Genomic DNA, 25,084 nt, shown 5'->3' on the forward strand with positions numbered 1-25,084 from the left:
ATTTTGTAGCGCTACTTTCTTTAAAGAAAGGAGTAAATGAATGAAACAAGCAAGTACATATCGAAAAAATAAAATCCAACAAGCAGGGCTAGTATTGCTTATGGTGTTCGTCAGTTTGTTGGCACCAATGCGCGTAGGGGCAGAAGAAGGAACCTTAAATTTTTATGTGACACCGGAATTCTCAGATAATCAAACAGCAGGTAACAAACGTTACTTTCAGTTAACCCTTGCGCCAGATACGACAGAAAAACTAACGTTGAGACTACAAAACGCAAACGCAGAAGCAAAGAAAATCAAAATCACGCCACATACTGCGTATACGAATGTGATGGGGGTCGTGGAATACGGACAAGACGCGGAAAAAGCCGATCCAACGCTCAATCATTCGCTTGCTGAATTGATCGAACATCCCGAAATCATCGAGCTTGGTGGTAACGAAACGAAAACAGTGACACTTGATCTGAAGATGCCAAAAGAAGCATTTGAAGGATTCTTAGCAGGTGGCTTACGGATTGAAGAAGTCAAAGAAGACACAACAGAAGAGACGAGTGACGAAGAAGGGGTCGCCATCCAAAATGAGTTTGCCTATATTATCGGTGTGGTCGTGAGTAACAATCAAGACGCCGTGCAACCTGATTTAGAGTTGTTGGATGTCTTTGCCGATCAACTCAACTACCGTAATGTGATCAGTGCGAATCTACAAAACTTTACGCCGACATTTGTTAATCGTTTGGCCGTCGAAGCTACGGTACAAAAAGTGGGCGAAGAAGAAATTTTATACCAAGCCAGTCAAGAACAAATGCAAATGGCGCCGAATTCGAATTTCAACTTTCCGATTTCTTTAGAAGGCGATCGCTTTCGTAGTGGGGAGTATCTATTGAAAATGACGGCACGTTCAGGAGAAGAGGAATGGCAATGGGAACGGAAATTTACCATTGAAGCAGATGAAGCTCGAGCATTGAATCGTTCAGATGTCACGATTGATACAAGTATTAATTGGTGGATCGTTGCAGTGATTAGCCTGATTATTCTGTTGTTGTTGATTATCATTTGGCTACTTATTAAGAAACAAAGAGCTGAAAAAAATGAGGAGAACCAGTAAAATGAAAATAAAAAAGGTCTTAGTCGTGGCAAGTACTAGTCTTCTTTGTTTTCATTCGATCTTTTTTCCAGTGATTTCAACGAGTACACCTATCTTCGCTATCGAGCAGTCCAAAGCACTACCGAAAGAACCTGAATTATTGGATCCACTGGAAAATACGACAGAAACACAGGCGCCTACTTTTTCATTCGAAGAAAATAAAGAGTCATATACGGCAGGTCAACAGTTCTTCTTAGTCATACATGTCAGTCAAGAAGTTTCCGAGTTTGTGATGGATCTCCCGAAGGGAGTCAGTATCGTAGAAGACCAGCAATCTACCGATATTCAATTCGCCAATATAGAAGGAAATCAGTGGCAGGTGAAGGCGAATTCTCCACAAGTGACCTTTTCCATTCCACTAGTTGTAGAAAAAGAAGGAACATATGAAATAACGGTTGGAAAATCAAAAACGATGCTTAACATTCAACCAGAGGAGAGTCAACAAACGACTGATCAAGAAATTATTTCTTCAGAAGAAAAAGAACCATCGAATATTGTAGAATCAATAGTAGAGGATGAAATGAATACCAATCAGGAAACTGAAGATCATCGGGTCGACGCTGCTAAAAATGGGATGTGGGGAACCGTGAGTTGGACCTGGGAATCGTCCGCTCGTACGATTACCTTGCAGGGAGGAACTGCTGGATCTTTAAACTCAAGCCCATGGAGAATCCATACAGATGTTGTAAGAATTATAGTCGGGAATAGAGTGATCCTGCCGGCAAATTCAGGTTGGCTATTTTGGTCATTGCCAAATTTGGAAAGAATTGATAATGCGGAAAGATTTGACACCTCAAATGTCACTAATATGAATAATATGTTTGGTGGAAGCCCTAGCTTAAAAACGTTAGATCTTTCAAACTGGGATACATCGAACGTTACCGATATGGGATTTATGTTCAATGGTGCAAGGAATCTAGAAACCTTAAATGTTTCCAATTGGAATACGTCAAATGTTACTAGTATGAGAACGATGTTTCAGAATGCTGAAAGTCTAACAGGGATAGATGTTTCAAGCTGGAATACATCGAGTGTTACCGATATGGGATGGATGTTCAATGGTGCAAGTAATCTAGAAACTCTAAATGTTTCCAATTGGGATACATCGAACGTTACCGATATGGGATTTATGTTCAATGGTGCAAGGAATCTAACAACCTTAAATGTCTCAAACTGGAATACGTCAAATGTTACTAATATGAGAGCGATGTTTCAGAATACCGAAAGTTTACAAGTGATAGATGTTTCGAACTGGAATACATCGAATGTTACTGATATGACGAATATGTTTGCCGGTAGTAATCGATTGGTAATGTTAAATTTATCTCATTGGAATACGACAAATGTTTCTGAAGCTACTAGTATGTTTTTTAATACGACCAATCTTTCAGAGCTTCATCTAGGCACAAGGTCTCGATTTGATCATTTGGCGAGTCCGCCTACTATGCCTACCATTACTTCTTCGGATAACTATACTGGTAGCTGGGTTTATTATTTGAATCAAGCAAATACAATTCCTGAAGCCTATATTACCTCTTCTTCAGCTAATTTTTGGCGGGAATACGATGGTAGTAATCCAGGTACTTATCAGTGGCAAAAAAAAGGATCAGTAGCCGTTCATTACAGAGATATCAATGATCAAGAAATTATCGCTTCAGAAATCATTACTGGTGGGATACGTGAACCATTTCAAATTGAAGAAAAAGCAATTGAAGGGTATAAGTTACAAGAAATTCCAGATAATACTTCCGGTCGATTTACTGAAGAAGAACAACCCGTCATTTTTCGATACATGAAAAATACAGTAAATCCTGTAGATCCATTAAATCCAGAAATTGAAGTTGACCTAGAAAGTAAACCAAATCTACCTGAAGATCAAGGACTATTAAGTATTGACTTTGTTTCATCTTTTAACTTTGGTTCACAATCTATTTCGATTAATGACCAAACCTATTATGCACAACCACAGCGCTTACTAAATGAAGATGGGACGGTTAGAGAGACAGAAGAACGCCCAAACTATGTTCAGATCAGTGATCGACGCCCAGAATCTGAGCGCAATGGTTGGGAATTAGCAGTCACGCAACAAGAACAATTTAAAGGGAAAGAAAACCAAGTATTGACTGGCGCTAGTATAACTCTGTTAAACCAACAAGTCGTTACTGCTCAAGGCGGAACCGCTCCAGAACTTCAATCCGTTCATCCCCTAATACCTGGAAATCGCCAAAGATTGCTCAAAGCACAAGGTAGTGAAGGTATGGGGACTTGGATCTATCGGTTTGGTGATGCAGAAACAGTAAAAGAAAGTGTGGCACTCAATGTACCAAAAGGAGCGAATCCAGAAGCAACTACTTATTCGACCAAGTTGACGTGGGAATTAAGTAGTGTGCCTGACAATTAGAAAAGCATTCCATTTTCTCTCCTTTTACTATAACTTTACAAACTTTGATAAATCAAAAAATTGTTATCCAGAATGCCGATCTAAATACTGTAGTTAGATCCATAAAAATGAAGACAAAAGGAAAGGAGAATGTAAGATGAAACCACTCTAACAAAGGATGAATATCTACGTCAGTTTCAAGAAAGAATGTCACATGACAAAAAAGAAAACGAAGAACTGAATGCGTACTTAACACAACAGTTCGAGGAACTCAATCAATTGATAAGCACGATTTCACCAGACAATTTTTGGGGAAATCTCCCTAAAATTATAGGGATTGATGCTAAACTAACACTAATGGCAGAAATAATTTGTTACGACGATAGTAAATTGCCAATAAAAGAGATTTTGCGGCTTGTAGAGACGGACTACCGTACGTATTTTAAGGAACTTTGTGGCAATGATCTGAGTGCAAACAATAAATATTCGATGGTATTTAATGTAGTATAAATTTCTATGAAAAGGAAACACCTAAGAACTACTTAGGTGTTTCCTTTTCCACTATCTTACCAAGATAACGATAAATGGTTGTTCGAGAAACATTCCATCGTTCGGCAATCTTCTTAATAGGCGTACCGTTATCTACTAGAGTCTTCAGTAGTTCCAAATCCTGAGAGGTTAACTTCTCAGGGCGACCACCAAACCTTCCTCTTGCACGTGCAGCTTCTCTTCCAGCAGCCGATCTTTCTAAAATCAAATTGCGCTCAAATTCGGCAAAAGCCGCAAACAAATGAAACATAAGTTGTCCCGTAGAGCTAGATTTGTCCATTGTAATATTTTCTTGAAGACTATGAAAACTCACACCACGTTCATTCAAACGATTAACGATCGAAATCAGATCTTCCATATTTCTTCCCAGCCGATCCAAACGCCAAACCACGAGAGTATCTCCAGAACGAACAAAATCGATGGCCATTTCCAATCCTGGTCGATTACTTTTTGCTCCACTCATATGATCGGTGAAAATCTTTTCACAACCAAATTTGTTTAAACTATCTTCTTGTAAATCTAAATTTTGTAATCCAGTAGACACTCGAGCGTATCCTATTTTCAAAAAAATCACTCCTAACTAAAATCTATTGTAACATAACTTTATCTATATAGATTAAATGAACATAGATTTTGGTATGGGTTTATGAACACTAAAAGTATAGAAAAATTTAAAATTAAGGTGAAAAAATGAAGTGTCCAGAAACGGACGGTTTTATGTACACCGAATACATAAATAAATATTTTAAAACTATTGCGTTACTTAGTGTTGTTTATTATCATTAAATAAAAGAGGTGATATCTATGCTTATTACAAAATCTAGATTACAAGGAAGTTCTGTAGTGATTACTCTTCCGTCTGATAATGGTAAAAAACCTTCAGATAACCAAGAATATATCGTTGTATATTCTGATGATGGAACAATTACGTTAGTTCCTAAAATCGATGATCCATTTAGTGGAGGAGAAGAATCTGAGTATTATGAAAAAGATGAATGGGAAGATTTAACTCCTGAAGGGAGAGAAATTTTATAGTGTCAGAAGATAAAAATTACATTCCTAAAAAAGGGGATATAGTTTGGATTGATTTTGATCCTTTAACAGGAAACGAAATTCAAAAGAGACGTCCAGGATTAGTTGTTTCTCGATATGAGTTTAATCGGAAGACAATGTTTGCGGTAATTTGTCCAATTACTTCTACTATAAAGAATCTACCGACGCGCTATTCTCTTCCTGAAGATTTAGATACAAATGGGCAAGTACTTATTTCGCAATTAAAATCACTAGATTTCAAGAAAAGAAAACTCAAAAAGGTAGAAAATTTACCTTTACAAGATATGGCTAAAATTGATCAGATTATCCAGTATATATGTTAAATATTGTAAATCTAATTACGATACTTAAGGCTGTAGACAAACTCTTATATTCGGAGTGTTGTTTGCAGTCTGAACAATCCAATGATCACTTGGATTGTTTTTTTGTGTGTGAAATTTAAGCGTTATCTTTTTGTTCGGAAAAATTACATAAAAAACAGATTAGCTTTAGAAAGAGAATAGGTCTGTAATGTATGATAGTAAATATAACAAGAGAAACATAACTAAAACAAATAAAAGAGGATGGTTTTTTATGATGAAAAAAGGAACAAAGTATAAAGGGTATCTAGTATTAGTATTTTCGATCGGTCTTTTAGCAGCATGCAGTTCAGAGACCAAAGATACAAGTGAATCAGAGATGCCCAATGTAAAAAGTGAGCGAAAAGTAACCGTGGATGGAAAGGAATGGACTGAACGTGTATTGGATGATGGAATGGTTGTTCGGACGCCAGATGAAGAAGAGTCGGAAAAAAGCGAAGATTAAGTATAATTTGACTATTCTAAGAGCACTTTTTTTATGATTGATCTTAATGAAGGAGCAAAAGTATAACAAGAGAAACATAACTAAAACAAATGGAAGAGGATGATTTTTTATGATGAAAGAAGGAACAAAGTATAAAGGTTATCTGGTATTAATATGTTCTATCGGTCTTTTAGCAGCATGCAGTTCAGAGACCAAAGATACAAGTGAATCAGAGATGCCAAAAGTAAAAAGTGAACGAAAAATAACCGTGGATGGGAAAGAAGGAACAGAAAAAATTTTAGATAATGGAACGGTTGTTCAAGAGTTTGAGGAAGAAGTCTCGGAAAAAGAAGAAGAATGAGCTTTGGATAGAATTATATAAGCGCTTTTCTAATGACTGATCTGAATGAAGGAGTAGGTACATGAAGCCTAAAAAAAGAAAAAAATTCAACCGAAAATGGTATTTGCCAGTAGCAGTCATCACCGTTTTACTAGTGGTTGGTGCAATCAGTATAGTTGCTTCTAGTGGGAAAACAAAAGAAGAAAATTCAGAAACAAATATTGAAGCCCGGTCTGTCAAATCCCTTATTGATGAGGTGAAAGCGGCGAATTTGATTTTAGCAGGAAAAGTCATGCCAAACAATAGCAACAAAATCAAAATTGATCCAGAACGAGGAACAGTGAAAGATATTCTGGTAAATGAAGGAGATGTCGTAGAAAAAGGGCAACCTTTGTTTACATACCAAACGGATCAACAGAGAAAAGTTGTGGAAGCTGAAATGGACGTAGAAATCAAAGTGAGAGCAGTAGAACAAGCACGAGTGACTGCAAATCAAAAATGGACAGCACATAACCAAAAAGTAGCAGAGCTTGGAAAAGCAAGACAAGATTATGCGAAGGAAAAATCCGAAGAGTTACAAAGTACGATCAAAGCATTAGAAGGAGAAATCACTGGTCTACATGCAGAAGCTATTGCTGGCGACAATGAAGTGAAGAATGCCGAAACAGAATTAAGAAGGGCACAGTTACTTCAGGAAAACGAAAAAGAACGACTGAATGAAGACACAGTGACAGCTGATCACTCAGGAAGAATCAAATCGTTGAATCGTGACTTAGTCAATCAATCAAAAGAACGTCAAAAAGAAGATAATTTTATGGAGATCCTTGATGATTCGAACTTGTATGTGGATGGTCAAGTCACTGAATTTGATCGTGAAAAAGTCGCTGTCGATCAGCGAGTTGAAATCATGGATCGTAAAGATCAAGAGAACACTTGGCAAGGAACCATTGTGCAGGTGGCAAATTTAACAAGTGATGCAAAACAAGAGGATCAAAAAGAAGAGAACCCTAATTTATCTAAGTTTCCTTACAAAGTTAAGATCGATCCAAAAGAAGAAATGCCACTGATTGGTTCCAATGTGTATGTCAATATTTTACCACAAGGTTTTGTGCCAGGAAAAGTGATCATCAACCAAAGATACCTCATCGAAAAAGATGAAAAATATTATGTATGGAAAGTCGAAAATAATCGGATCAAAGAGCATGAAGTAAAGGTTAATCTGATGGATGATGAACTTGCAGAAATAGTTGAAGGATTGACTGTTGAAGATCAACTTGCTTTGCCTCAAACAGGAATGGTCGAGGGAATGGAGGTTGGTGCAAGTGTTGACGCTTAACAACATTCAGAAGTCATATTGGCAAGGCGGGAAAGAACTAAAAGTCCTTAAAGATATCTCTTTGCAAATCAATGAAGGAGAATTGGTCGCAATTATGGGGCCATCGGGGTCAGGAAAGTCGACGTTGATGAATATCATTGGTTGTCTGGATACGGCTACATCAGGGGATTATATCGTTGAAGGAACGGATGTCAAAACATTAGCGGACAATTCATTAGCTGATTTTCGTAATGCAAAAATCGGCTTTGTTTTCCAGAATTTCAATCTCATGCCAAAATTAACCGTTTCGCAAAATGTGGAAATGCCCTTAACGTATAAAAAAGTCAATAAAAAAGAGCGGCGTAAGCGTGCCTTAGATATGTTGCAATTAGTAGGATTAGAGGATCGAAGTGAATTCAAACCGATGGAATTATCAGGAGGACAAAAGCAACGTGTCGCAATTGCGAGAGCTTTAGTGACTAACCCTAGTTTTGTTTTAGGTGATGAGCCGACAGGGGCACTTGATACAAAAACCAGTAGCCAAATCATGGACCTTTTTAAAGAATTCCACCAAGCAGGAAAAACAATTATTCTAATTACCCATGAGCCAGAAATCGCAGCGTTATGTCAGCGAACGATCACTTTACGAGATGGTCAAATAATCAGCGACGAACAGAATGAAGTGAGGTGATCAAGAATGGAAGAAATCAGATTTGCCTTACAATCGATTTTTGCTCATAAGATGCGTTCGGTATTGACTATGCTAGGTGTCATTATTGGAATTGCTGCAATTATTTCGATTTTCAGCATCATCGGTGGAAACACCGAAAAAATGAAACGAGAAATGATTGGTGGTAACAATAATACGATGAACATCCAATACGATAAAAAAAGTTCATTCCAAAGTGGAAACCTATTTGGGGGAGGCCTATCAGAAAAGGAAGAAAAAAAACCGTTATACCTTCCGTTTTTACGTGAAGATGTATTAAATAAAATTAATGAGATACCAGAGGTCTTAGCAAGTGGCTTGTCATATCAAAAAGATGGGAAAATCTATAGGAAAGCAAAAGGGGTTGACGCCAAAGTATCTGCTGTCACTTCTTCTGTTGAGGATTTGGAGCAGTTAAACTTCATCAAAGGGGAAGGATTTGCTGCCCAAGCCTTCAAAGAGCAACAACAAGCGATTTTTCTTGAAGATTCCTTGTATGACGAATTATTTCCAAATGAAGAAGGGATCGGACAGTTTGTCGAAGTGAATGGGGTACCATTCAAAGTTCAAGGTGTATTTAAATTAGATCCCAATAGTAGTAATCTATTTAGCTTTGAGAAAAGAGCTTACGTTCCTTTGCAGCAAGCACATAAACTATCTGATGAGTTAGATATTGTGCCACTTGTCACGATCCAAACAAATAATACCGATCAATTACAAGGCGCTGCAGAAAAAGCAGCAAAGATTCTTAATCAACAGATCCCACCATCCGATTATGAATATGGGGTAATGAATCTTGGCGAATTTGCTAGAGAATTGGAACGGATGAACCAATCGAGTTTTATTCTTTTAGCAGGTATAGCAAGTATCTCGTTATTAGTGGGGGGAATCGGTGTGATGAATATCATGTTGGTCTCTGTCACGGAAAGAACGAAAGAAATCGGGATAAAGAAAGCACTCGGTGCAAGAAGAAAAGTAATTTTAAAACAATTCTTAGTAGAAGCGGTCGTCTTGACTTTGATTGGTGGGATACTGGGGATACTTATAGGCTTACTAAGTGGCTATATCATCACCCAGTCGCTTGATTTTCCTTATATCGTGTCCACACTATCTATTATCGTTAGCTTAGTTTTTTGTTCCCTAATGGGTGTGATATTTGGCTTATTACCAGCGATGAAAGCATCCAAATTAAACCCTATTGAGGCATTACGCTTTGAATAAGGAGAGAGTGATATGGAAAGAATTTTAGTGGTTGAAGATGAATATATGATCAATCAAATCGTGACGGAATTTTTAAAAGAACGCAAGTATGAAGTTTATTCAGTAAGAAGTGGCGAACAGGCATTGGAAGCTTTTGCGGAGCTAAGTTTTGATTTGATCCTATTGGACATTATGTTGCCTGGGATAAGGGGGACGGATGTTTTAAAGAAAATTCGGGAAACGTCGGATGTGCCGATCATCATGCTGACTGCCTTGGATGATGAATATACGCAGTTGCTCAGTTTTTCCCATTTGATCAGTGACTATGTCGTCAAACCTTTTTCCCCACTTATTTTGATCAAACGGATCGAAAATGTGTTTCGGATGAATCAAGGAAATCCCCACATCACTATCGGGGAGTACGCCATTGATCTTGATGGTGGTCTTGTAAAATACCAAGAGGAAGAAATCCATTTAACAAGAAAAGAGTATGATATTTTAGTGATTCTAATAAGAAACAAAGGGAAAATCATCACGCGAGAACAATTAGTACATCAAGCTTGGTCGTATGAATATCAGTTGGAAAGTCGAATATTAGATAATCATCTAAAAAATATCCGAAAGAAAATGCCACTTTTATCAATAAAAACGATCAAAAATAGAGGTTACCAGCTTGAGGACACCCCATGAGTATCATGTTGAAAAACTTTCTCTTTTCTGGGATCATCATTTTTCTAGTTTCGATTCTTTCGTTGATTGTCTTATATTTTACGATGCCAGTCTACTATGAACGAATGAAGCTGAACGAAATAAACAAGGAGTTCAATCAAGTGGCAAAGAGTATAGAGAATAAAGACTTAGCTACCATGCAAAAGGTGGTTGATCAATACTGGCTTGAAAGTGGAAGAGAACAAAGTCTGGATGTCATATTGCTTAATAACAATGGTCTAGTCATGGGTCCCTTCTTTGACGAGAATGTTGAGTATTCAGAAATAAGTATTTTTTCTGATGAAATGAGTCTTTATCAAGAAATTACTGATAAAGAAGGTCACACTTATTATTTAGTTGGTATATACTCAATGCAACCAGTCGCAGAAGCAAGTCAAGTGTTACTTCATTTATATCCATTTATCATCATTGTCTCACTAATCATTGGGGGCATCGGCGCTTACTACTATAGTATTTATTCGACAAAAAAAATCAAAGAGATATCCAAAGTAACAGAAAAAATGATCGAATTAGATGCGGATATTCGTTGTGATGTCAAAGGTACGGATGAAATCTCACTTTTAGCGCAAGATATCAACCATCTATATGTTTCTTTGATCCAAACAATTGAAGTGTTAGAGCTTGAAGTAGCTAAAACGAAAGAATTGGAACAAGCAAAGTCAGAGTTTATGCAAATCGCTTCTCATGAATTGAAAACACCTGTTGCTTCATTGATGGGGTTGATTGATGGCATGATCTATAATGTCGGAAAATTTAAAGACAGAGAGCGATATTTAGAAGTTTGCAAAAATATTTTGCAAGAACAAACAGAAATGATCAATAATATCCTCTTTGCCTCAAGAAACAATTTGCCTTCAGATGATGTGGTCTATGAAGAAGTCTCAATCAAAGAAATGATCGAACATAAATTGACTTCTTTCCGGATACTTGCTGAAGCAGAACAGAAAAAACTAGTCGTTAATCTAAAAGGGGAGAAAATCATCGGTAATAAAAATGATATTGATAAAATTTTAGATAATCTACTAAGTAATGCCTTCAAATATACGAAGCATGAGGGAGAAATCAGTCTGTTTTTTGATGGTAAACAATTAGTGATTGAAAATGAAGTGAATCAGATACTTACGGAGGAGGAATTAATTAAGATTTTCCAACCTTTTTATCGACCGGATTTTAGCAGAAGTCGAGATACTGGAGGTTCTGGTTTAGGATTGTTTATCGTACAACAACTTTTTGAAAAATATGGCTGGGAGTATTCATTCAAGTCAACTGCTAATTCAAGGATGTGCTTTTCTGTCATTTTTGTTGAAAGCAGCTAACAACCAAATTGCACAACTGCTATTTGCCAGGGACTTTGATTTTTTATTTTTACACACTCAACTGGAATGTACAAAACCACACTATACCATACCACTAAATAGTAAAGAACAACCCCATCCAAAAACTCACAATGTACTAGAAACTCTTGTAGAAAATTTAGTCCCTGGTGAGTAGCAGTTGTGCAATCAGGTTGTTATATAAAGTAAGAAAACAAGCGGTAATGATTTATGTGGACCGAAAAAAATTTGTTCTAATTTAAAAATAAGGACAGCTCATAAAAATGACAGTTGTATCGTAAACATAGATATTTTTATATTATATTGTCTTTGAGTACATGGAAGTGGATAACTAATCAATTATTTTAATTGTATATCGTTTTATTTCTTTACTAATTTTATAAGGGAACCAATTTGAACATTTTCCAATTATTTGAATGAAGCATTTAAAAACTCTAGGTAAAACAATATCAATTCTCTTTCTGTTTAGTGAGATAATTGTATAGCTTCTTAGCAGCTTTTTTCAATTACAATTTGTAGCACTCAAATACCATTATATTTGATAAATTGTATTGTACTTAAATTGGAAGACACATAAATCGTTATTTATTCTGTAGTGATGTGCTATTAAGTAGTATTTTTTTGTTTAATAGGATATCGCTATTTTAATAATATTTAAGGTTTAAAAAAAATTAATAGAAATGATTGCACTAATTAAGGATAATAGTTCACAAATTAATTTGATTTATTTTCAATTTTGCAAAAAATTCTCAGCTATTGACACGTAGTATATATTATATGACTAAGTGACAGTAACTCGGTATCTTTTCAGTTAGTATATAAATATCGAAGCAAAAAGTATGGAAAATAAGTATTTTTTAACCTTTATATAGAATTAACATAAACACAGAATAGTAGATATTCTTTAAATTATATTATATTAAATAGATAGTATGATATCAGTTTACAAATTTTAAATAATGAGATAATTTTCACAGGTTCAACAGAAGGTGCAAATAATGATTTTTATTTGAAGTATATTTCGGATAATGTAAATAAAAACATTTTAAAAAAGATAAGGAGTGAAATGAGTCTTGAGATTTTGATAACGATTGCTTATCGATGTGTATTATTATACCTGAATCCTTATTATTAAATTTAACCAGTAGAGTCATAATATTCGATTCTTTCTTCTATAACAATGTAGATAATTTCTATTATTTGATATTGCAAGGTTTTGTTGTAAACAAACTATTGTCGTTTTATTTATTCTTAAATAAAAAGGAAGCGTTTACTTGACGGTGTTACGCGTGATAATAAATGAAGATTAAACAAATTTTAGAATAATATATCATAGTGTCACAGTAACTATTTTAATGGGTGATTATCAATACTTTGAAGTTTCTAGTTTGGTATTTCAATGGAAATTGATTAAAAAAGATTAATGAAGATACCTAGAAAGAGAAATTATCTTCTGAATTATTATTTGCTAAAACTATAGTATTAATTTCTTCAGGATCCAGTATTTCAGTCTTTCTATAAGAAGGTTTCTCTAATCAAACTAAAAAAAGATAGTGAAATAGAAATTTCGAATTCACTTTAAAACCTTGAATAAAATAGATCCGAGTATATCGAAAAAATGGCTTATCCGCTTAATAATCAAAAATGAATGGGATTCCAAATGAAACTATTAGAATATCTATTCTTGGTGAACAAGGAACCAAAGTAATTCGTATTCATTTTCCATAAGAAGCAAAAAGGGATTGGGATAAGTTGCCTAACAATCAGATAGCCAGTCAAATAGTTGAGAATAATCGGTTAATAACGAGTCGAACAAGAAAGAGAAGGTTTTAACTTTAGACGATAGCGGATTTTATGAAGGTCATAATAAAGAAATATCAGAGTAAATTAAAACAGATATAGATATATTTAAGAATGTAGATCGAGTCACAAACTCAGTTGAGTATATTGATGATTTAAATAATAATTCAGTAGACGAAAAATGTATACAGAACAACTTTATATTATATTCTTCATTAAAAATTCTCATCAGAGATTTAATTATTCAGGAAATAAACACGAGATTAATTTCGAATCAAATATTTTCACACTAACTGCTCTATTTATAAGTTCTGAGAATAGCAGTTTTTGAACGAAGTGAAGTGCATATTGAAGCTTCGATTATTTTTAACAGTTGGAGGTGGATTCTGTCAATTACAGTGAGAGATAAAACTTATCATTCACAGCCTCAACGCTTAACAAAAGTAGCAGGACAAATTAACGATAATTGAGGAACGTACAAATAAAAAATCGACGTGTAGATAATGAAGAAACTGAAAGTATATTATTGATTTCTGAAGAAATGATGGACCTTATTACTAGTAAGAATATGTAAGGAGTCAGTATCACTTTGATAATGAGAATAATGTAGGTTAGAGTACATTTTTTTAAATATCGCAAGCTTCTGGAACTAAATCTACAAACTATTAAACGACTTTTACACGGTATCTCAGTATAGTACCAGTAAACGAATAATAAAAACTGTGAAAAGAGACCTTTTCCTATTTTACGAAAGGAGAATATCTATCAATGAAGCCTTTGTTTGAGCATTTGATTTGTAAAAAAAAGATCCGGAGATGGTTTAATTTATTGAATCTATTAGAACAAGATGAATATGCAACGCTGAATACGCTTGCAAAAAAAACTAATTATACACGGCGAACAATTTTAAATGATGTCCAAGAATTAAAAGCCTATTTTGATTGCTCGATTCTTTGGATTGGAGATGAAACAGGGTATCATTTTTCCTTACAAGATCCCAATACTTATGAACAGAAAAAACGTGCTTTATTAGCCGAAGAACAATTTTTTTTCTTTTTTGACTGCATTGCCAGTGGACAAGAACTATCTAATGCCCAATGGGCAAAAAAACTAAATGTGTCAAGTGCCAGTTTTGGCCGGATGAAGCATCAATTCCAATCTTTTTTAACCAAGCAGTACAAAGTTAAGCTAGATGCTAAGAACAACTTTTTTGTGGGGGAAGAAGTGACGATCCGTCAGCTACTCTATGATTTTTATTTTTCGTTGCCGGTCTATCCAGAGGTGGCTATAGAAAAAATCAAACAGTTATGTAAGATACAAACAAGAGTACAAAAAGGAGCGTGGCAGATAGATGAAAAACGAATGAACCAATGGATAGTTATTGCGCAATTAAGAATAACACAGAGATGCGAGCTAAAAAAAAATGAGGAAACTTCTCTCCAAAAAATGCTTGTACGAGCATTCAATTATCAAGTCACAATTTCGTTACCAAATCAAGAAAAAGCAGCACTATTTCTTTTATCCTTAAAGGAGGAACAGTTTCTTAATCCAATGCTACAAAAGAGGTTTTTAAGAGAATTTTCTCTGCCAAATGTCTCTTCTTATATGTTAATACAAACAGATGAGGAACTTGCTTCTCAGTTTCTTAGTACCTACTTATCATTAATGCACCTTTTTTTTCAATTATTGCCCTGTCATAAAAGTAGGGTTATTCGTCAAAAAGAGTTCTATTATAAATCTCTCTACGTTACCTATCGATTGTCAGGATCCAATGCACTAAAGAGATGGATAAAAAAGGAAGTAGAATCAGAATTACTCCAAGCTGGCTGGTTAGTCGTGAACATATCTGCATTTGATAAGACTTCTTATCAACATTTTCTTGAAGTGAGTAATCTCACGGAAATAAATCAGAAGGAAAGAGTCTTAAAGCTATCTCAGTTCCCCAGAAAAGAAGAGATACAGAAGGCAATCTCCCGATACTTCGCATAAGTATCATGGCATATTGTAATCAAAGACAAGATATATAATTAACAAAAGGAGGAACGGAATCGATGCGTCAACTCCAATTAGATTTTATGGTGAATTCTATGAGTACTAGATGGATTCAAATATTAAATAATATTGAAAAAGAACCGAATTTTACGCTTGTTGCATTATCGAAAAGACTTTCTGTATCACAACGGACGCTAGGAAAAGATATTAACGGCATTAAAGAGTATTTTGGGGAACATATTATCTTATGTGCTAAACAAACCGGATATAGATTTGAAGAGGTTAACCATGACTGCTATATGGACAAAAAGGCAGATTTGGTAAAATCGGAGATACTTTTTGCTGTAATTGGTCAGATTTTTAGAGGCGAATTAAAACCTTTTCAAGAACTAGCCCTTGAATATAACTACGGGGAAAGTTCATTTCGACGTTTTTTACTTCGGGCTGAAAAGCCTCTCAAATCCTATGATTTAAAACTTAGTTTGAATCCTGTCACGTTAGTTGGAGATGAAGAGAATATCAGGAAATTTTTTTATGATTTTTACTACTTGGGGGAATACACAACGCATACGATACAGCCACCCAAAATTATACACTCATTAATTCTGGAAAATTTATCCGATTATTTGGGCGATTATGAAGTTGGTACTGGGGTATCTGCTGCAGAATTTTATTTTTTGGTATATCTTATGATGAACCGAGTCCAGCAAGGAAAACTCGTGACCCTTACTTTTTTTAAAAAGCAAAGGATTACAAAAGCAAAGGATTTTATCATGCTGTATTCTCTTCGAGATTTGTTAGCTAACGCATTTAATATAAATATACCTAAGGATGAGTTTATCTGGCTTTATTTAATACTTGTGGCGCAGCGCACGATTAATCAGATTGAACGAGAACGACATTTTTACAGCCTATTTAATCAACGGCCTTTAATAAAATCAGTCGCATGGAAGTATTTTTCGAATTCTCAGTTTGAAGGCTGGGATCGTAAGATTCTCACCGATTTATTATCTTCATTTTTGGCTTCAAAAAGCCTCACCTACACTCTTCATCCTATTTGGAATAAGCAATTAGCAGAAGAAAGAGATCAAGCTATTGTGAACCACTCACAAGCCTATCAAACAAACCGTCAATTTTTACGCCAGCATCAGAAGGTGCTTGGATTAGGTGAACAGTTCTTTGAGGATGTCGTTGTCGAATTTACTTTGTTCACTAATCTGTTACTTAGAACTTATTATCCTAAAAAGTCTGTTTTATTTTTATTAGCAGGTAATTCTATTGTGGTCCAAACGCTTTACCAGCAGGCCAAGCAACGTATAGGCCACAATCATCGGATTCAATTACTTCCCTTGCAAGAATTGACGTCAGATCGAATTGATGCTGAGGAAATTGATTTAGTTGTGACGAATTATCGTCCCTATCTCTGGGAGTATTCATTAAAAAAAGATTATTTGTTGGTAAATACGATTCCAAGTGAGAATGATTGGACACGTATAACTAAGCAACTAAATCGGCACTTATACTAAATTTTTTCTTTGGAAAAATAGAAAGATATTTCTACATTATTTCAATAATACGGAAAATAAGGAGAATGCCGCATTCTCAGGAAATTATGAACCCAATCGTAGAAATAGAAATAATCTTAAAAGAAGAAGTAACCTTAAAACAAGATAATTATAAAAATGGAAGTTCAAACTTAAAGCGTAATTATAAGAGCGAAATATTTTCTAAACTTGCTTTATAAATAAATTAAACGATAGTTTATTAAAAAAGTATAACATATGCTGATTTAGTAGTGACTTGTGATTAAAAGAAGACATGGTAGTACTCTTTGTGAAAAAACTTATCCCTATTATGATGCGTTAAGACAATTATAAATACAAAATTATTTCTCGATTTTATTCGAACGTATTTACAATTCGTAAAATACTCACATGTGAGAGAAATGTTTATAGATATTTTTTCATTTCCTTATATTACGAAAATAATGGATTTTATTTAATGAAAATTTTAGGTAAAGTATCAGTTGCAGAGAGGATATATCTAAAAACCGATCTGTAAACATACAACCAAAATATGATGGGTTATATATCGGTTTGTAAAAGGAGGAGGGAAATGAAAAATGCAAAAAAACTTGTTAACAACAATATATTGTTACTTCTATGCATACCGTATAGGGTAGAAGCCGCCTTGATTCAGTCGACTGAGTCCGAAGGATCAATTCAGTTTTCAGGATATTACGAGCCAATCGGTACACCAGATCCACCACCGGTTTTAACCACCCAAACAGGCGGTAAGCTGCCGCAAACAAACACTATTGTGCAAAACCACTCACTGATTTTAATAGGTTGGTTAATCATTATTCTAGTTGTTATTATCAGTGTAAAAATAAGACTAAGAAAATCAAAAATAAAAGTTGAAAGAGGAAATCACATATGAAATTTATTCGGTTAATAAGTGTTACTGCATTATCTACTACCATTTTAGCTGGAGGCGTTCAAGTGTTTGCTGATGGAGAACAGAAAGAAACAAGCGAAGTCCGTAAAACGACAACCGAAGGTCAAATCACATTCACCCCAGGAAATGATGATACTGAAGTGGATAAACTACCAGAAGGTCCAGACGTAACAATCCCACCTATTACAGGACCAGATGGACAAAATAAAGGACCGTTAACGATTGCGACGGTGCCAACGATGAACTTCGGCTCACAAATTATCTCAACTACCGATAAAAATTACAATATGGTTGCAGAAAGACAACAAAAGGCAGGCACGACGGGCGCAGAAAACATGCTCCCTTATGTGAGTTTGGCACAAGTCCAAGACACACGTGGTACGAATAAAGGATGGAAACTAACGGTTAGCTTGTCTGAATTTGAGGGACCAAAGGATACACAAAATTCCATACTTAAAGGCGCGAAAATCACCTTATTTAATCCAGAACTAATTTATAGCGTTGAAGACCTTGAACAAAAACCCGAGGTACATGCTACGGGCCTTGAGATTTTACCCGGGGAAAAGGCTGTGCCAGTGATGACAGCGGCAGCTAAAAAAGGTGCCGGATCAACTTCCGTTGTTTGGGGGAACTACGCGACCATTGCACAACAAGTCACAGCGGGAGCGGACGTAGTCGAAAATGAAGCAATCAAACTATTTGTCCCAGGTTCAACTGCAAAAGATGCCGTGACGTATCGCTCCACACTGACATGGGAATTAACTACAACTCCAGAAAATCCAGATCCTAAGAGTATAGAAATCTAAAAAAAACAATTTGTTTATCAAATGACAAACTAATAGTATCACAGCACCTTGTAAGAAAGGATTCATAGAATGAAACCTACAAAAAAGAACGATAGACACCTGTGGATACTCGCTATTCTCTTCTTTTTCTTTCCGACGTCAGTTCAAGCAGAAGAAACGGCGCTAAATATTTATGCCACACCACTTTTTCCAGACAGCCAAGTAGATGAGGACAAAGGCTATTACGATTTGAATCTAGCCCCGAATCAAAAAGAAACCTTGCGTTTGGAGATTGGGAATACGAGTGCAGAACCCATAAGGATTCAGTTGACACCGCATACGGCGTATACCAACGTGTTAGGACACGTCGAATACGGCAAAGATGCCGAAGAAGCGGATCCAACCTTAACCCACTCCTTGGATGAGCTGATAACTACTTCCGGTGTCATTGAATTAGCTGGAAATGAAAAGAAGACGGTTGAGATTCCCTTACAGATGCCAGAAGAAGCCTTTGACGGCTTTTTAGCAGGTGGGTTACGCATTGCCGAACTAAAAGAGGAAACAGAAGAAACCAATGAAGGAGAAGGCGTGGCCATTAAAAATGAATTTGCCTATGTGGTTGGTGTGGTCGTCAGTAATAACAGAGACTCAGTGCAACCGGAGTTAGAACTATTAGATGTGTTTGCAGATCAATTGAACTACCGCAATGTGATCAGCGCCACTTTACAAAACTTTACGCCCACTTTTGTCAATCAATTGGCGGTGGAAGCTACCGTAAAACGAGCAGGGGAGAACGAGGTTCTCTATAAGGCGGAGAAAGAAATGATGCAGATGGCACCTAATTCCAATTTCAATTTTCCAATTTCCTTAGAAGGAGACCGGTTTCGAAGTGGGAACTATATCTTAGAATTGACGGCTACTTCTGGAGACAATGAATGGTCATGGACGCGTGAATTTACGATTGAAGCTGATGAAGCCCGAAAGCTAAATCGAGAAGACGTAACGATTGATTCAGGTGTCAATTGGTGGATGATTGGAGCGATTATTTTGCTTATTTTAATACTTGGACTTGTGCTTTACCTGATGAGACAAAAGAAAAGAACACGTGAAAGCGAAAAAGAAGTATAGAGAGGAGGATTCCATGAGAAAGCTAATGAAAAAAGGAATGCTCGTTTTAGGGACGACGATTCTTATTCTACATGCATTCCTCCTGCCAGTAGGCATCGTCTATGCGGAAACTACGGAGAAAAAAGAAGCGGGGCAGATACAGAAAGAAGAACAGTTGGAACTTCCAACCATGAAAAACTACCTGGAAGTGGAAGAAGAAAGCGAGCCTCGCTTTTATTTTCCTCACTCTCGCCTGCAAGGAACGGTTGAAGCGCCATTGAAGGTGACCTTTTTCTCAGATCAAGAGGTGTCAGAGGCAAGGATTACTCTTTCGAAGGAAGCAAAGCTGGGAAAAGATCAGTTACAAGCTGGGATTACCATCGATCAAGAAGAAGAATCAGGTGAATGGGTGATTCAAGCGGAGCGTGCGCAACAAACGTTTGTACTTCCTGTGGTATTTGAATCTGAAGGCAACTATGAGGTGTCGGTCGAAGAAGCAACTGCGACACTTGAAATATCGAAAAAGGAAGAACCGGAGACTGAAGATCAATCAGAAACGAATCAGGATTCGTCTGATGAAGCAAATGAAGAGACGAATACAACGAAACAATCAGAAGAAAAAGAAGCGCTTATAGCAACCGAAGAATCGAATGAAGAATCAATTCCTTCTAAGAACAAAAAATTCGAAAAGACAGTCTTTGAAGGAAATACGGCAGAAGTCGCAACAATGGCTGCATTTAGAGAAGCAGTTGCAAATCCTGAAGTCGGAATTATCTCTGTTCAAGCGAGTTTAACTGAAACTACAGCAAATATCATGACGATCGATCGACCAATCAAGATACAAGGAAACGGTCATACGCTGACTTTTGGTAACAATAGTTTTTATTTTCAATTAGCAGAAGTGAGTGAACCAATGACCTTTCGGATAGAGGACGCAACAATCACAAAGACTGGCACTACTCCTTTAGTCAATGCAACAACGCAAGTTAGTCGCAATTGGGTATTAGAAATAGAAGATGTAGCAGAAGTCAACGCAAATACGATGCGACTTGCTTCTATGCCAGATGGAACGATTATTTTTACAGGTGGGAACTCCAATTTTACGCGGATAATTTCTTCTGCGGCTTTTATTGAAGCAAAAGAAGTCAAAGCTGTAAATCAAGCACAAGTGACAATTAGCCGAGGTAATATGACTATCTTCTTTTCTTCAGCCCTAGTATCGGCGCCAAAACTTGTAATAGAAGCTGGCTCAGCAATTACGATTATGACAACTGGTGGGACGGCAAATACGATCGATTTAAGAGGAGAAAAATCCGAAATAGCTTTACAAACAAATGGGAAGTTATCTATAAGCACGTTTGGAACTCCAGCAACTCCGACCATTACAACAAATAATGCTATTATACTCAGCGGCGCAAGTCCTAAAATTTCGGTTAATTCAGCTAGTGAGCTAACGGTTACAAGCACGGCTGCTAAAAGAGGCATATATCTATCTGGAAATAATCCTAAAATAATAGTTGTTGATTCAAAATTATCTGTGACCTCTGCTACACACGCAGCAATTAGTCTAATAGGTAGTGAGCCATTGTTTTCGGCCACTAAAAGTAATAGTGACATTCGCTCAACAACAGGAGCGACACTTGCCTTGACTGGTGATTCACCTAAAGTTGATTATGAGGAGGGGACCGGGAGTTTTACAAGTACTACAGGTCAAAGAATAAACTTAATTGGCGATAATCCACAGTTGTCATTAAATCAGACACAATTTTTTCTGACAGCTACTACAGGTCGAGGTATCTACTTACAAGGAATAGTTCCACAGGTATTAATGAATGAGAGTAGCATTGAAATGACGGATACTGATCCTTCTCAAGCAATGATTTTACGAGGAACAGATGCGTTACTTTCTTTGAGAAATAAAAGTGAGATGTCCATCAATGGTGGTGGAACTGGGACGTTAGAAAACGTTGCAATAGGAGACAATAATGCGCGTCCAGAGCTTTCCGTTACAGGTGGCTCAAAGTTGTCCGTTACAACATCCAGTGCTACTCGATCTCCGACAGACACTTTAAATAATGCTATTCATTTAAGAGGAGTAGAACCAAAAATAAATATTACCAGTGGGTCAGAGCTCAATGTTTCTGTAACTTCTAATGCACGCCGCGGACTATATTTAAACGGTACAAATGCGGAAGTTAATTTAAATGACAGTCACTTAGATATAAATACAATATCCGGTCGAGCACTCAATCTAAATGGAGAAAGTAGCACGCTAAATGCTAATAAATCAAATCTAAAGCTTAATACTGCAGAGGGTGCAGGTATATCTCTATCTGGACACAATGCTTTAGTTAATACACAATCTAGTCTTATTGATTTTATTGGTACAACTGGTTATGGAGTAGAAATCACGGGTAACAAACCCAAATTCCTTTCATCTGATAGTGAAATCAACATCAAAAATATGAGGTCAGCCAATGGAGTAACGTTGAATGGGCAAAATTCTTTTTTAGAATTGACTAATAACAGCCAAATGTCTATAGCTGGAGGAAACGGCATACATGAAAATATCTTAATCGGAAATGGGAATACTAATCCATCATTAAAGGTAACTGATAACTCAAACTTATCGATTAGAGCACAGAGTACCACAAATACTGCAGCAATTGATAATAATAACTCCATCCGAATAGCTGGATCCTCACCAATATTAGAGGTCTCAAAAAATTCTAAAATATCCATTGATGTTTTATCGGGTGGACCTAGAAGTATTTTTATGAATGGAGAGTCTGCAGATTTAAAAGTGGAGAATAATTCTGAAATTATCAGTAAGAATTTATATGGTACTTCTATTGGAATGAGCACGACTAATGCACAGCTTACAGTAGATAATTTTTCGAAAATAGATATTGAGAGTTCAGCGAGAAGAAATAATCCTTTGATTGATATTACTACGGGGTCAAATGATGTTTATATAAGAAATAATTCATCTATTTCTAGCAAGCACGTAGAGTTTGATAATCCTGGGACTAATACTCGAGCACTATCTATGAGTGGTTCTAACAATAATATTATTATTACAAGTGGTGGAACTCTCAACTTAAATAATAGGCATTATACCAATCGTCCTAATAGTGGCTCTGTTTCATCAAATTATTCTACTATTTATCTTGGGAATGGAGAGAATAATTTTAGTATCGATAATAATAGTGCGGATAGAGCTAGGTCACAATTACGTTTAACGAATGATTATGCAGCAGCTTTGTATTCTGATGGTGGACATCTAAAATTTAATCAAAAAGCGGATACTATTTTTTATGCTGAAGGCTCTTCAATTAATACTCGTGAATGGGGGGTTTTCGTAGCCCAAGACACTATGGAATTCAATGTACACTCCCCGTACTATTTTGATTTTAAAAACGTCAGGAAAGATGGAGGTGATATTTTTGGAACTAAAAACGGATCTAGCTTAAATATAACAGATACTTTTTTTTCCGCATGGGCCACTGGAAGTAAGTTTGATAATGATCCCCAAATAGGTTTCTTTGAGAAAATTGATGTCGCTTATGAAGGAAGAGATTTTGTTTCCGCATCTTCGAGTAATAATCTGAACCTAACAGACTCTTTACCTGGACTATCTGGAAGAGTATCCAGAATATCTGCTAATAATTCAGCTCCTATTTTAGACGGAGTTAGGCAACCAACCAATGCAGATCAATCATTTATAGCTGAGTTTTCTTATAAAGAAGGATTAGATGATATAAGGGAAGCTGGTACGGATGAAATTACTGTCGAAATAAAAGTAACGGATCCCGACAATAATTCTAATAATTATACGGCTTCTACGGTGGGGAACGAATCACCGATCCAAACATGGGAAGAAAAAGAAAATAACGCTCTCGGAAAAGCTGGAAGAGTATCTTTTGAATTTGAAAATCTCCTCAAAGAAGGTACAATTATTGAATTTGTATCAATAAGTAGAGGAATGAATGAGGGAGGGATATCCCTATCACAAGAAGAATTGGAAAAGATCCGTCCAATAACGGTTATAAATGTAACTCCACCAGAGTTAGTTGATTTTGGCCACTTTATAGAGTTAACTACTGAGACCACTTCCATTAAGGCATTACCAAATCATATAAACATTCCTGGAAATAATGCGTTGTTGTATATTAATAATCAGCATATAGCGACACAGAAAGTAGGAAATGATGGTAGTTTTTCTTTCGAACTAAAAACTAAACTAAATGAAAGTGATGAAGTGCAAGTTTTGATGGAAGATAATCAGGGAGCCGTAATTGATAGTTATAGTACTATAACTAGTGTTTTTAAAAGACCAGAAACTAATAATGATAATGGAAATAGAAACCCTCAAATGGAGGATTATAAATATCATGATGCAGTTTTTCCAAGTGCTAGAACTTATATTGTTGAGCTAGCAAGTAAAGTCTCACCTGTTGATCCATTGAGTCCTGAAACAAAAGTAGAACCTGAAAATCCACCAGTGCTTTCTGAAAATCAGGGGAAATTAAGTATAGATTTTGTCTCTAGATTTACCTTTGGCCAACAAGGTATTTCTACAAGAACGCAAAACTACTATGCTCAACCACAACGATTATTGAATGAGGACGGGAGCATCGATGAGAAGGAAGAACGACCAAATTATGTTCAAATAAGTGATCGAAGGCTAGGAGACACACGTAACGGTTGGGTATTGTCAGTGACCCAAAACGGACAGTTCGCAGATCCAAATGATCATAAACTAAAGGGAGCTAGTTTACAGTTGACCAATCAACAGTTAGCGTCTGTCCAAGAGACAGGAAAACCTGAATTAAATGAGACTGACAGAGTCGCATTGCTTCCTGGAGTCAAGACAAAATTATTGACAGCCAAAGATGGTCAAGGTGCAGAAACTTGGATCTATCGGTTTGGGGATAGAAAAAATGCTGGGGAAAGTGTCGTTCTTGAAGTGCCACCAATAGCTGCTCCGAAAGCGACCACTTACCAAACGACTTTAACCTGGGAATTAAGTATGGTACCCAATAATTGATAAGTTAGAAGAAGAGCTTCGGCTCTTTTTCTTTTTTAGGAAAGCGAATACTCAATAACTACTATCTATAGTAATGAACTAAATCGAAAAAAGCATGATACATACTTGGGAACTAAGAACAAGGGATCACGGACTAGTTTTGTGAGTAAATCACCTTATAAATCTGACTGATATGGATATAAAATTATCAAGGTAGACACATGATTTCCATCAAGCTGAATCTGTTCAAAATGTGATATAAAAATGCCAAGAAGCTGCTCAATATTCTTTAGTGTGCTTGTTCTGTATATCTTATATACACCGTGATGGGAGATATCAATGCTATTAAAAGGATTCTAATCAATTGAAATATTTTATAGC

18 protein-coding genes and 1 pseudogene are annotated in these 25,084 nt (G+C 36.1%); 18 read left to right on the forward strand and 1 reads right to left on the reverse strand.

Annotated elements, in window-relative coordinates; all coding sequences use genetic code 11:
• Positions 1 to 40: 40 nt before the first annotated feature.
• The 3 genes and pseudogenes from IGJ99_RS14600 to IGJ99_RS14610 form a co-directional block, all read left to right on the forward strand.
• On the forward strand, positions 41 to 1,102 hold the full coding sequence (locus IGJ99_RS14600) for a DUF916 and DUF3324 domain-containing protein (protein ID WP_438749106.1): 1,062 nt from the start codon (positions 41 to 43) through the stop codon (positions 1,100 to 1,102).
• Between the two features lies 1 nt (position 1,103).
• On the forward strand, positions 1,104 to 3,542 hold the full coding sequence (locus tag IGJ99_RS14605; RefSeq protein ID WP_438770949.1) for a BspA family leucine-rich repeat surface protein: 2,439 nt from the start codon (positions 1,104 to 1,106) through the stop codon (positions 3,540 to 3,542).
• A gap of 171 nt (positions 3,543 to 3,713) precedes the next feature.
• Positions 3,714 to 4,031 (forward strand): annotated as a pseudogene (locus IGJ99_RS14610) (DUF7006 family protein); the annotation flags it as partial.
• Between the two features lie 28 nt (positions 4,032 to 4,059).
• Here IGJ99_RS14610 and IGJ99_RS14615 read toward each other — a convergent pair.
• A complete protein-coding gene (locus IGJ99_RS14615) occupies positions 4,060 to 4,635 on the reverse strand; it encodes a recombinase family protein (RefSeq protein ID WP_430395223.1) in 576 nt (191 codons plus the stop codon).
• A gap of 239 nt (positions 4,636 to 4,874) precedes the next feature.
• On the opposite strand from IGJ99_RS14615, the gene mazE reads away from it, so the two are divergent.
• From mazE to IGJ99_RS14690, 15 genes are all read left to right on the forward strand, one after another.
• On the forward strand, positions 4,875 to 5,105 hold the full coding sequence (gene mazE, locus IGJ99_RS14620) for a type II toxin-antitoxin system PemI/MazE family antitoxin (RefSeq protein WP_195514590.1): 231 nt from the start codon (positions 4,875 to 4,877) through the stop codon (positions 5,103 to 5,105).
• Positions 5,105 to 5,446, forward strand: a complete 342-nt coding sequence (locus IGJ99_RS14625; protein WP_347082397.1) for a type II toxin-antitoxin system PemK/MazF family toxin — start codon at positions 5,105 to 5,107, stop codon at positions 5,444 to 5,446. The genes mazE and IGJ99_RS14625 overlap by 1 nt, the downstream gene beginning before the upstream one ends.
• A gap of 250 nt (positions 5,447 to 5,696) precedes the next feature.
• Positions 5,697 to 5,927, forward strand: a complete 231-nt coding sequence (locus IGJ99_RS14630; RefSeq protein WP_438749101.1) for a hypothetical protein — start codon at positions 5,697 to 5,699, stop codon at positions 5,925 to 5,927.
• Between the two features lie 109 nt (positions 5,928 to 6,036).
• Positions 6,037 to 6,267, forward strand: coding sequence for a hypothetical protein (locus IGJ99_RS14635; RefSeq protein ID WP_347082401.1), 231 nt, complete (start codon positions 6,037 to 6,039; stop codon positions 6,265 to 6,267).
• 61 nt (positions 6,268 to 6,328) lie between these two features.
• Complete coding sequence (locus tag IGJ99_RS14640) at positions 6,329 to 7,582, forward strand: efflux RND transporter periplasmic adaptor subunit (protein ID WP_438749097.1); 1,254 nt, start codon at positions 6,329 to 6,331, stop codon at positions 7,580 to 7,582.
• Entirely contained in the window at positions 7,569 to 8,252 is a 684-nt protein-coding gene (locus tag IGJ99_RS14645) for an ABC transporter ATP-binding protein (RefSeq protein ID WP_347082405.1), read from the forward strand. The genes IGJ99_RS14640 and IGJ99_RS14645 overlap by 14 nt, the downstream gene beginning before the upstream one ends.
• Before the next feature lie 6 nt (positions 8,253 to 8,258).
• A complete protein-coding gene (locus IGJ99_RS14650; RefSeq protein ID WP_438749095.1) occupies positions 8,259 to 9,491 on the forward strand; it encodes an ABC transporter permease in 1,233 nt (410 codons plus the stop codon).
• A gap of 12 nt (positions 9,492 to 9,503) precedes the next feature.
• Positions 9,504 to 10,160: a response regulator transcription factor gene (locus tag IGJ99_RS14655; RefSeq protein WP_430608579.1), complete on the forward strand. Its 657-nt coding sequence runs from the start codon at positions 9,504 to 9,506 to the stop codon at positions 10,158 to 10,160.
• On the forward strand, positions 10,157 to 11,515 hold the full coding sequence (locus IGJ99_RS14660) for a HAMP domain-containing sensor histidine kinase (RefSeq protein ID WP_438749092.1): 1,359 nt from the start codon (positions 10,157 to 10,159) through the stop codon (positions 11,513 to 11,515). The genes IGJ99_RS14655 and IGJ99_RS14660 overlap by 4 nt, the downstream gene beginning before the upstream one ends.
• Positions 11,516 to 14,101: 2,586 nt before the next feature.
• Positions 14,102 to 15,322, forward strand: a complete 1,221-nt coding sequence (locus tag IGJ99_RS14665) for a helix-turn-helix domain containing protein (RefSeq protein WP_137073115.1) — start codon at positions 14,102 to 14,104, stop codon at positions 15,320 to 15,322.
• Positions 15,323 to 15,384: 62 nt separating this feature from the next.
• Positions 15,385 to 16,851 (forward strand): helix-turn-helix domain-containing protein, encoded by a 1,467-nt coding sequence (locus IGJ99_RS14670; protein WP_074802072.1) that lies wholly within the window; start codon positions 15,385 to 15,387, stop codon positions 16,849 to 16,851.
• A 589-nt stretch (positions 16,852 to 17,440) separates the two neighbouring features.
• Positions 17,441 to 17,764: an LPXTG cell wall anchor domain-containing protein gene (locus IGJ99_RS14675; RefSeq protein WP_137073116.1), complete on the forward strand. Its 324-nt coding sequence runs from the start codon at positions 17,441 to 17,443 to the stop codon at positions 17,762 to 17,764.
• The gene (locus IGJ99_RS14680) at positions 17,761 to 18,588 is read left to right on the forward strand and encodes a WxL domain-containing protein (protein ID WP_438770950.1); all 828 of its coding nucleotides are present in this window, start codon (positions 17,761 to 17,763) and stop codon (positions 18,586 to 18,588) included. The genes IGJ99_RS14675 and IGJ99_RS14680 overlap by 4 nt, the downstream gene beginning before the upstream one ends.
• Positions 18,589 to 18,657: 69 nt before the next feature.
• Positions 18,658 to 19,695 (forward strand): DUF916 and DUF3324 domain-containing protein, encoded by a 1,038-nt coding sequence (locus IGJ99_RS14685; protein ID WP_137073118.1) that lies wholly within the window; start codon positions 18,658 to 18,660, stop codon positions 19,693 to 19,695.
• Positions 19,696 to 19,708: 13 nt separating this feature from the next.
• Complete coding sequence (locus IGJ99_RS14690) at positions 19,709 to 24,724, forward strand: WxL domain-containing protein (protein WP_228065639.1); 5,016 nt, start codon at positions 19,709 to 19,711, stop codon at positions 24,722 to 24,724.
• The last annotated feature ends 360 nt before the right edge of the window (positions 24,725 to 25,084 follow it).

It is taken from the genome of Enterococcus sp. AZ095b, from assembly GCF_051714725.1.
In the GTDB taxonomy this organism is placed as follows: Bacteria; Bacillota; Bacilli; order Lactobacillales; family Enterococcaceae; genus Enterococcus_B; species Enterococcus_B pernyi.

Bases quoted from the DNA above. Each gene is read 5' to 3' on its own strand.
- IGJ99_RS14600 (WP_438749106.1), top strand. From the start codon at position 41: ATGAAACAAGCAAGTACATATCGAAAAAATAAAATCCAACAAGCAGGG.
- IGJ99_RS14605 (WP_438770949.1), top strand. From the start codon at position 1,104: ATGAAAATAAAAAAGGTCTTAGTCGTGGCAAGTACTAGTCTTCTTTGT.
- mazE (WP_195514590.1), top strand. From the start codon at position 4,875: ATGCTTATTACAAAATCTAGATTACAAGGAAGTTCTGTAGTGATTACT.
- IGJ99_RS14630 (WP_438749101.1), top strand. From the start codon at position 5,697: ATGATGAAAAAAGGAACAAAGTATAAAGGGTATCTAGTATTAGTATTT.
- IGJ99_RS14635 (WP_347082401.1), top strand. From the start codon at position 6,037: ATGATGAAAGAAGGAACAAAGTATAAAGGTTATCTGGTATTAATATGT.
- IGJ99_RS14640 (WP_438749097.1), top strand. From the start codon at position 6,329: ATGAAGCCTAAAAAAAGAAAAAAATTCAACCGAAAATGGTATTTGCCA.
- IGJ99_RS14650 (WP_438749095.1), top strand. From the start codon at position 8,259: ATGGAAGAAATCAGATTTGCCTTACAATCGATTTTTGCTCATAAGATG.
- IGJ99_RS14655 (WP_430608579.1), top strand. From the start codon at position 9,504: ATGGAAAGAATTTTAGTGGTTGAAGATGAATATATGATCAATCAAATC.
- IGJ99_RS14660 (WP_438749092.1), top strand. From the start codon at position 10,157: ATGAGTATCATGTTGAAAAACTTTCTCTTTTCTGGGATCATCATTTTT.
- IGJ99_RS14665 (WP_137073115.1), top strand. From the start codon at position 14,102: ATGAAGCCTTTGTTTGAGCATTTGATTTGTAAAAAAAAGATCCGGAGA.
- IGJ99_RS14670 (WP_074802072.1), top strand. From the start codon at position 15,385: ATGCGTCAACTCCAATTAGATTTTATGGTGAATTCTATGAGTACTAGA.
- IGJ99_RS14675 (WP_137073116.1), top strand. From the start codon at position 17,441: ATGAAAAATGCAAAAAAACTTGTTAACAACAATATATTGTTACTTCTA.
- IGJ99_RS14680 (WP_438770950.1), top strand. From the start codon at position 17,761: ATGAAATTTATTCGGTTAATAAGTGTTACTGCATTATCTACTACCATT.
- IGJ99_RS14685 (WP_137073118.1), top strand. From the start codon at position 18,658: ATGAAACCTACAAAAAAGAACGATAGACACCTGTGGATACTCGCTATT.
- IGJ99_RS14690 (WP_228065639.1), top strand. From the start codon at position 19,709: ATGAGAAAGCTAATGAAAAAAGGAATGCTCGTTTTAGGGACGACGATT.